This is a genomic window from Amycolatopsis sp. SID8362, assembly GCF_010550475.1.
In the GTDB taxonomy this organism is placed as follows: domain Bacteria; phylum Actinomycetota; class Actinomycetes; order Mycobacteriales; family Pseudonocardiaceae; genus Amycolatopsis; species Amycolatopsis eburnea.
Genome location: NZ_JAAGNB010001825.1, coordinates 1 through 6,108 on the forward strand (window position 1 = coordinate 1; position 6,108 = coordinate 6,108).

At 68.1% G+C, this 6,108-nt stretch carries 8 protein-coding genes, 1 pseudogene and 1 riboswitch; of the genes and pseudogenes, 3 read left to right on the forward strand and 6 right to left on the reverse strand.

Annotated features, from left to right (window positions below; translation table 11 throughout):
- Positions 1 to 200 (reverse strand): annotated as a pseudogene (locus G3I65_RS55560) (iron ABC transporter permease); the annotation flags it as partial.
- A 44-nt stretch (positions 201 to 244) separates the two neighbouring features.
- The gene (locus G3I65_RS55565) at positions 245 to 1,294 is read right to left on the reverse strand and encodes a thiamine ABC transporter substrate binding subunit (protein ID WP_160704638.1); all 1,050 of its coding nucleotides are present in this window, start codon (positions 1,292 to 1,294) and stop codon (positions 245 to 247) included.
- 21 nt (positions 1,295 to 1,315) lie between these two features.
- Positions 1,316 to 1,424, reverse strand: a riboswitch (TPP riboswitch).
- Positions 1,425 to 1,456: 32 nt separating this feature from the next.
- On the opposite strand from G3I65_RS55565, the gene G3I65_RS55570 reads away from it, so the two are divergent.
- Entirely contained in the window at positions 1,457 to 1,741 is a 285-nt protein-coding gene (locus G3I65_RS55570) for a 4a-hydroxytetrahydrobiopterin dehydratase (protein WP_160704639.1), read from the forward strand.
- Positions 1,742 to 1,815: 74 nt separating this feature from the next.
- Positions 1,816 to 1,944 (forward strand): hypothetical protein, encoded by a 129-nt coding sequence (locus tag G3I65_RS58560; protein WP_255482264.1) that lies wholly within the window; start codon positions 1,816 to 1,818, stop codon positions 1,942 to 1,944.
- 384 nt (positions 1,945 to 2,328) lie between these two features.
- Here G3I65_RS58560 and G3I65_RS55575 read toward each other — a convergent pair whose 3' ends face one another.
- From G3I65_RS55575 to ychF, 4 genes are all read right to left on the reverse strand, one after another.
- Complete coding sequence (locus G3I65_RS55575) at positions 2,329 to 2,991, reverse strand: hypothetical protein (RefSeq protein ID WP_160704641.1); 663 nt, start codon at positions 2,989 to 2,991, stop codon at positions 2,329 to 2,331.
- Entirely contained in the window at positions 2,991 to 3,467 is a 477-nt protein-coding gene (locus G3I65_RS55580) for a hypothetical protein (protein WP_160704643.1), read from the reverse strand. Before G3I65_RS55580 ends, G3I65_RS55575 begins: the two co-directional genes overlap by 1 nt.
- An 80-nt stretch (positions 3,468 to 3,547) precedes the next feature.
- Positions 3,548 to 3,844: a hypothetical protein gene (locus G3I65_RS58135; protein WP_239072058.1), complete on the reverse strand. Its 297-nt coding sequence runs from the start codon at positions 3,842 to 3,844 to the stop codon at positions 3,548 to 3,550.
- A 143-nt stretch (positions 3,845 to 3,987) separates the two neighbouring features.
- On the reverse strand, positions 3,988 to 5,070 hold the full coding sequence (gene ychF / locus G3I65_RS55590) for a redox-regulated ATPase YchF (protein WP_160704645.1): 1,083 nt from the start codon (positions 5,068 to 5,070) through the stop codon (positions 3,988 to 3,990).
- A gap of 102 nt (positions 5,071 to 5,172) precedes the next feature.
- Here ychF and G3I65_RS55595 point away from each other — a divergent pair.
- Positions 5,173 to 6,108 (forward strand): bifunctional transcriptional activator/DNA repair enzyme AdaA (locus G3I65_RS55595; RefSeq protein WP_160704647.1); only part of this gene is annotated, 936 nt, incomplete at its 3' end.

Here is a 6,108-nt window from a genome sequence, read left to right on the forward strand (position 1 = left end):
GCCAGCAGGAACGCCACCGGCAGCCCGGCCACGACGGCGACCACCGTCGACGCCGCCGCGCTCGCCACGGTGAACCCGGCCAGCTGCCAGGTCCGCGCGTCGCCGAGGACGACGCCGAGGCCGCCCTCGGCGAACCCGCGGCCGACGATCGCCAGCACGGGCCAGGCGAAGAACACCACCAGGAACCCGATCGGGGCCAGTCCGAGCAGTGCCAGGCCGAGCCCGCGGGCGGTCGGTGGCGGAGTTACTGCACGAGCGTGCGCCATTCGCCGATCCACTTCTCCCGGCCGGCCTGCACCTGGTCCGGTGTCAGCGTCTGCGGCTTCTGCGGCAGCGGCGCGACCTGCGCCCAGCCCGCGGGCAGGTCGACGCCCTGGCGCGCCGGGTAGACGTACATGTTCGCGGCGACGGTCGCCTGGAACTGCTGCGACAGCAGGAAGTCGACGACCTTGCGCGCGCTGTCGGCCTGCTTGCCGCCCGCCAGCACCCCGGCGTACTCGACCTGCCGGTAGCAGGTGTCGAGCAGGGCCTTGGTGCGCGGCTTCCCGTCGTCCCCGACCTCGGCGGCCGGCGAAGACGCGTACGAGACGACGATCGGCCGCGGTCCCTTGCCGGAGGAGCCGGAGAACTCCTTGGTGTAGGCCTCTTCCCAGCCGCTGACGACCTTGAGGCCGTTGGCCTTCAGCTTCGTCCAGTAGTCCTTCCAGCCGGCCTCGCCGTACTTCGCGATGGTGCCGAGGAGGAACGCGAGCCCCGGCGACGCCGTGGCCGGGTCCTCGGCGACGAGCAGGTCCTTGTACTTCGGGTCGGCCAGGTCGTCGTAATTGGTGGGCGCCGGGATCCCCTTGGTGGTGAAGTAGTTCGTGTCGACGTTGACGCAGACGTCCCCGACGTCGACGGCGGAGAGCCGGTGCTCGGGGTCGACGGCGTACCGCTGCGGCCCGCGATCGGCCTCCGGGCTGGTGTAGGGCTCGAAGACGCCTTCGGAGAGCGCGCGCGAGGCGAAGGTCGAGTCGACGCCGAACGCGACGTCGCCGACCGGGTTGGCCTTGGTGAGCACGAGCTTGTTGGTCAGCGATCCGGCGTCGCCCTGCTTGAGCACGGAGATCTTGATGCCCGACTGCTTCTGGAAGGCGTCGAGCACCTCCTGCGGCGCCAGGAAGGAATCGTGCGTCACGAGGGTGACGGTGGGCGTCTGCTGCGTGCCACCATCGCCATCCGACAGCGAGCACCCCGCGGCGACGACGCTGACGACGGCGACGGCCGTCGCGGCGCGAACAGCCCTGCGTTTCATCTACCCCTCCTGCACTTCGCCGGACGAGGAGGAAAGCCCTCCCTTCGCCGGCATGATCCGGTCAGGTGCGAACGGTCGCGGGGGTGACCCGCCTCTCAGCCCGGCTGACCGGACTCCCGTGGCAACCGTGCAGCGTAGTCCAGGACGGACGACCATGGAGACATGACGGAAATCTTGAGCGACGCCGAGGCCGATCGCGCCCTCGGCAGCAACTGGACCAGGTCGGGCGCGGTGATCTCCCGCGAGGTGGAACTCGCCTCGTTCCCCCAGGCGATCGAGGTGGTGGACCGCGTGGCGGTGCTGGCGGAGGAGGCCGACCACCACCCGGACATCGACATCCGCTGGCGCACCCTGACGTTCCGCCTCAGCACCCACTCGGCGGGCGGCCTGACGTCGAAGGACTTCGCCCTGGCGGAGCAGATCGACTCGGTGCTGTCGTCGCTGTGATCCTGGTTACTCTGGGTGCACATTTCGGGAGTTTCGACGTCTCCCAGTAAACGACTTTGCTAGGAGAGACGGTTATGACCCAGGCGATCGTGGTGGGCACGGCAGCATTCGCGACGATGGTGGCAGCAGCCGGCGGCGTGCTCTGGTTCACCGCCCGCGGCCGCCGTCACCCGGATGCCCGTGAGTTCGATCACAGCCGCTAACGAAGGGCATGATCAGCGCGCTGAGCAGGGCGGAAGCATCGATTTCGGCCCTAGGAAACGCCATGAACAGCACCGCCGTCCTCACCCCCGCGCAGCGCGCCTGGATCAACGCCCTCGCCCCCGCGGTGGTGCTGATCACCATCGCCCTGCTGGGCCTGCTCGGCTGAGTTCGTCCACGCCGCCGCTCTGACTTTAGGAGCGGCGGCGTTCTCGGAGCGTCCTCGGGTCCGACACTCTTTTCGGTCGGGAACCGAAGACGATGGCCTGCCCTGTTCGAGTTCCCATCGAGCACGACGGCGACTCGCCCGAGGTGCTGGCCACGGGCGCCTCGATCGAGGCCACAGCAGTTGCGCTCATGCGGACGACACTGAGAGCCTTCCAGGGTCAGATCGCGTCTTTCCAGTTACGAATGGCCTGGTCAAGACGCGATCGCAGCCTCAGGGCGGCTTCGTTGCCTGCCATCAGTTCGCTATAGGCTTCACTCGTGTGCCTGGCTGCCAATCCGGCGATACTCGCTGAACTCCGCGACGGGAACACCAGTGAACACTTGACCTGTCCCAATTCCTGCGCCAACCCCAGGAAAGCCCGACCGACCCCCAGCGAGGGGGAGGTGCTGTAGTGCTTGGCCTCGATTACAGCGACAAGTTTCTGACTGCGAGGGTGTACGGCCCCCTGACGGCTCCGTTCAGCTTCGGTGTGGTCAAGAATCGCGACGTCACACTCGTGCGCCACTCTGGATTTGCTGGCCGCAACAAAGACGCCTAGATGAACTTCGAGAGCCTTCGGCGTGCCCGGAAATGTGACCAGTGCGTAGGTAAACCCTGAACTCCAGAGATTGCCCGGGCTTCGCCGGAACCGAGCGCTCGTCACGGAGTACCGACCGTCGTCGGTCAGCATAACCGTTCCACCGGCCGCACGTGCCGCATCCAGGCACAGCACCAGCAGCGAAGCTTCGTAGAGGTCCGACTCGTCCGCGCCACTCCGATACGCGGCTTGCAAGGCACCGATCGCGCTCTCAATGTTCGTGATCAGATCGGCTCGGGTCATCAGGGGGCACCTCGATCAGAGTCCGCCCGGGCATCGAGAAGCGCCCGGACCTCACGTAGCGTCCGTGCTGCCCGATCAGCCTCCGCTCTCAGGTCGACCTCCGTGACTGTCGTGTCCTGTTCCGCTGGTTCCTCGAACGTGATGGTTGTTTGCAGACCAAGTTCTTGCAGCTCCCGCAGAACGGAATCACGCGACGAATACATCGACTCCGCCAGCGTCAACAACGCTTGTCGGATCAACTCGAGTCGCTCATCGTCCGTATAGGGTACGACAGCCACATCGGTCGTGCGTAGCGGCGTCAATTTCGTCTCGGCGAGCCGCTCGGCCCGTTCCTGGTACCGCCCCTCGTCGCGCAGGCCTTTTTCAGATACAGATCGCCCGTACCTGACTTCACGATCCACTTGCTCGGCGAGGTCGGGAATCCGCCTTCGAAGCTCACCTACAACGCGCGCATACGACTCGTCGTTCGTGTCCATATACCCTCCCAGTTCGACGACTGTAGTCAGTGTCGACGGACATCAACAGACGAAGAAGGAATCTAGCTGGCCGAGTTCGCTCAATTGAACGAACTGACACTCGCACAGGTGAGCGTGCAGCCTCGCAGACACTGCACAGGCCAGGTGCTCGACACCTTCTCGACGCTGTATGCCTTGGGCCCCCACAGCGGCGGCGTTCTCAACGGATCTCGTCCGGCGCTGGGAACGCGGCTGGGGGGCTCGCCTTCGACGGTCCAGTACTCGAGCCTCGACAGCTTGCCCTGGTCGACGAACACGATGAGTCCGCCGGCCAGCACATCGGCTTCGACCGCCACCCGCTCCGCGATCTCGGCTTTGGGCGTGGTTGCGTCGACCACCAGGTCGATGGTCGGACATCCGCAACCGCAGCTCCCGGTCACTTTCGCGGTGCCAGCCTGCACCCGCAGTTCGGCCGCGCCGGGGAAGTCACCGGCGAGCAGGACGTCCAGCGTCGTCCGCTCGGCCGGGGTGAGTTCGCGGGTCAGACGTTGAACCTGAACTCCACCACGTCGCCGTCGGCCATCACGTAGTCCTTGCCCTCCATGCGGACCTTGCCCGCTGCTCGGGCGGCCGCCATCGAGCCCGCCTCCAGCAGGTCGTCGAACGACACGATTTCCGCCTTGATGAAGCCGCGCTCGAAGTCCGTGTGGATTACGCCCGCGGCCTGGGGGGCCGTTGCGCCCTGGGGGATCGTCCAGGCGCGGGATTCCTTGGGGCCCGCCGTCAGGTACGTCTGCAGGCCGAGGGTGTGGAAGCCCGCGCGGGCCAGGGAGTACAGGCCCGGCTCCGGCTGGCCGACGGACTCGAGCAGCTCGCGGACCGATTCCTCGTCGTCCAGTTCCAGCAGCTCCGCTTCGACCTTCGCGTCGAGGAACACGGCGTCCGCGGGGGCGACCAGCTTCGTCAGCTCCTCGCGGCGGGCTTCGTCGGTCAGCACCGACTCGTCCGCGTTGAAGACGTACAGGAACGGCTTCGTCGTCAGCAGGCTCAGCTCGCGCAGCGCGTCGAAGTCGACTTCCTTCTGGGCCTGGAAGAGCGTGCGCCCGGCGTCGAGGATCTCCTTCGCCTTCTGGGCGTTGTCGAGCGCGGGCTTGTTCTCCTTCTTCGTCCGCGCTTCCTTCTCCAGCCGCGGCAGCGCCTTGTCCAGGGTCTGCAGGTCGGCGAGGATCAGCTCGGTGTTGATCGTCTCGATGTCGCTCGACGGGTCGATGCGGCCGTCGACGTGCACCACGTCGGGGTCGTCGAACACGCGGATGACCTGGCAGATCGCGTTGGCCTCACGGATGTTCGCGAGGAACTTGTTGCCCAGCCCGGCGCCCTCGGAGGCACCCTTCACGATGCCCGCGATGTCCACAAAGGACACGACGGCGGGCACCGTCTTCTCCGAGCCGAACACCTCGGCCAGCTGGTCCAGCCGCGGGTCCGGCAGCGGCACCACGCCGACGTTCGGCTCGATCGTCGCGAACGGGTAGTTCGCGGCGAGCACGTCGTTGCGGGTCAGCGCGTTGAACAGGGTGGACTTGCCGACGTTGGGCAGGCCGACGATACCGAGGGTGAGGCTCACGACCCCGCAGTCTACGTGTCTCCCCCGCTCCGGCCCCACGCACCCAACGCCGCGTCGGATTTCCGCCAGACACGGCGCTGACCTGCTGGCATGCTCGGATCCATGGTCACGACAACCGAGCCGCCGGCGCTCTGGCGCGACGTCGAACGCTGCTACCGCGTGGTCACCGCCCGCGACTCGCGCTTCGACGGCCAGTTCATCATGGCCGTCCGCACCACCGGCATCTACTGCCGCCCCTCGTGCCCGGCGTCGACGCCCAAGGCGCAGAACGTCCGCTTCTTCCCGACGTCGGCGGCCGCGCAGGCCAACGGCTTCCGCGCCTGCCGCCGCTGCCTGCCCGACGCCGTGCCCGGCTCGCCCGACTGGAACGTGCGCGCCGACCTCGCCGCGCGGGCGATGCGCCTGATCTCGGACGGGACCGTGGAGCGCGAGGGCGTCCCCGGCCTCGCGCGCCGGCTCGGCTACTCGGAACGCCAGCTCGGCCGGGTCCTGACCGCCGAACTCGGCGCCGGCCCGCTCGCCCTGGCCCGCGCACACCGCGCGCACTCGGCGCGGCTGCTCATCGAGCTGTCCGAGCTGCCGCTGACCGACGTCGCGTTCGCCGCGGGTTTCTCCAGCGTGCGGCAGTTCAACGAGACGATCCGCGAGGTGTTCGCGACGACGCCTTCGCAGCTTCGCGCTTTCGCGGCGTCACGACGAGGGCGTCACGGCGACGTGAGCGGGACGCGGCTCAGCCTGCGGTTGCCGTTCCGGCCGCCGTTCGACGCCGTGGGGTTGCTTCGCTTCTTCGCCGACGACGCGTTGCCGGGCGTCGAGGCCGTCACGCCGGAGTCCTACGCCCGGACCCTGCGGCTCGCCCACGGCACCGGCGCGGTCCGGCTGACGCCGCGACCGGACCACGTGCGCTGCGAGCTGGTGCTCACCGACCTGCGCGACCTCGGCAGCGCGGTCAGCCGGGTGCGCCGGCTGCTCGACCTCGACGCCGACCCGGCGGCGGTCACCCGTGTCCTCGGCGCCGACCCGGCGCTGGCGCCGCTG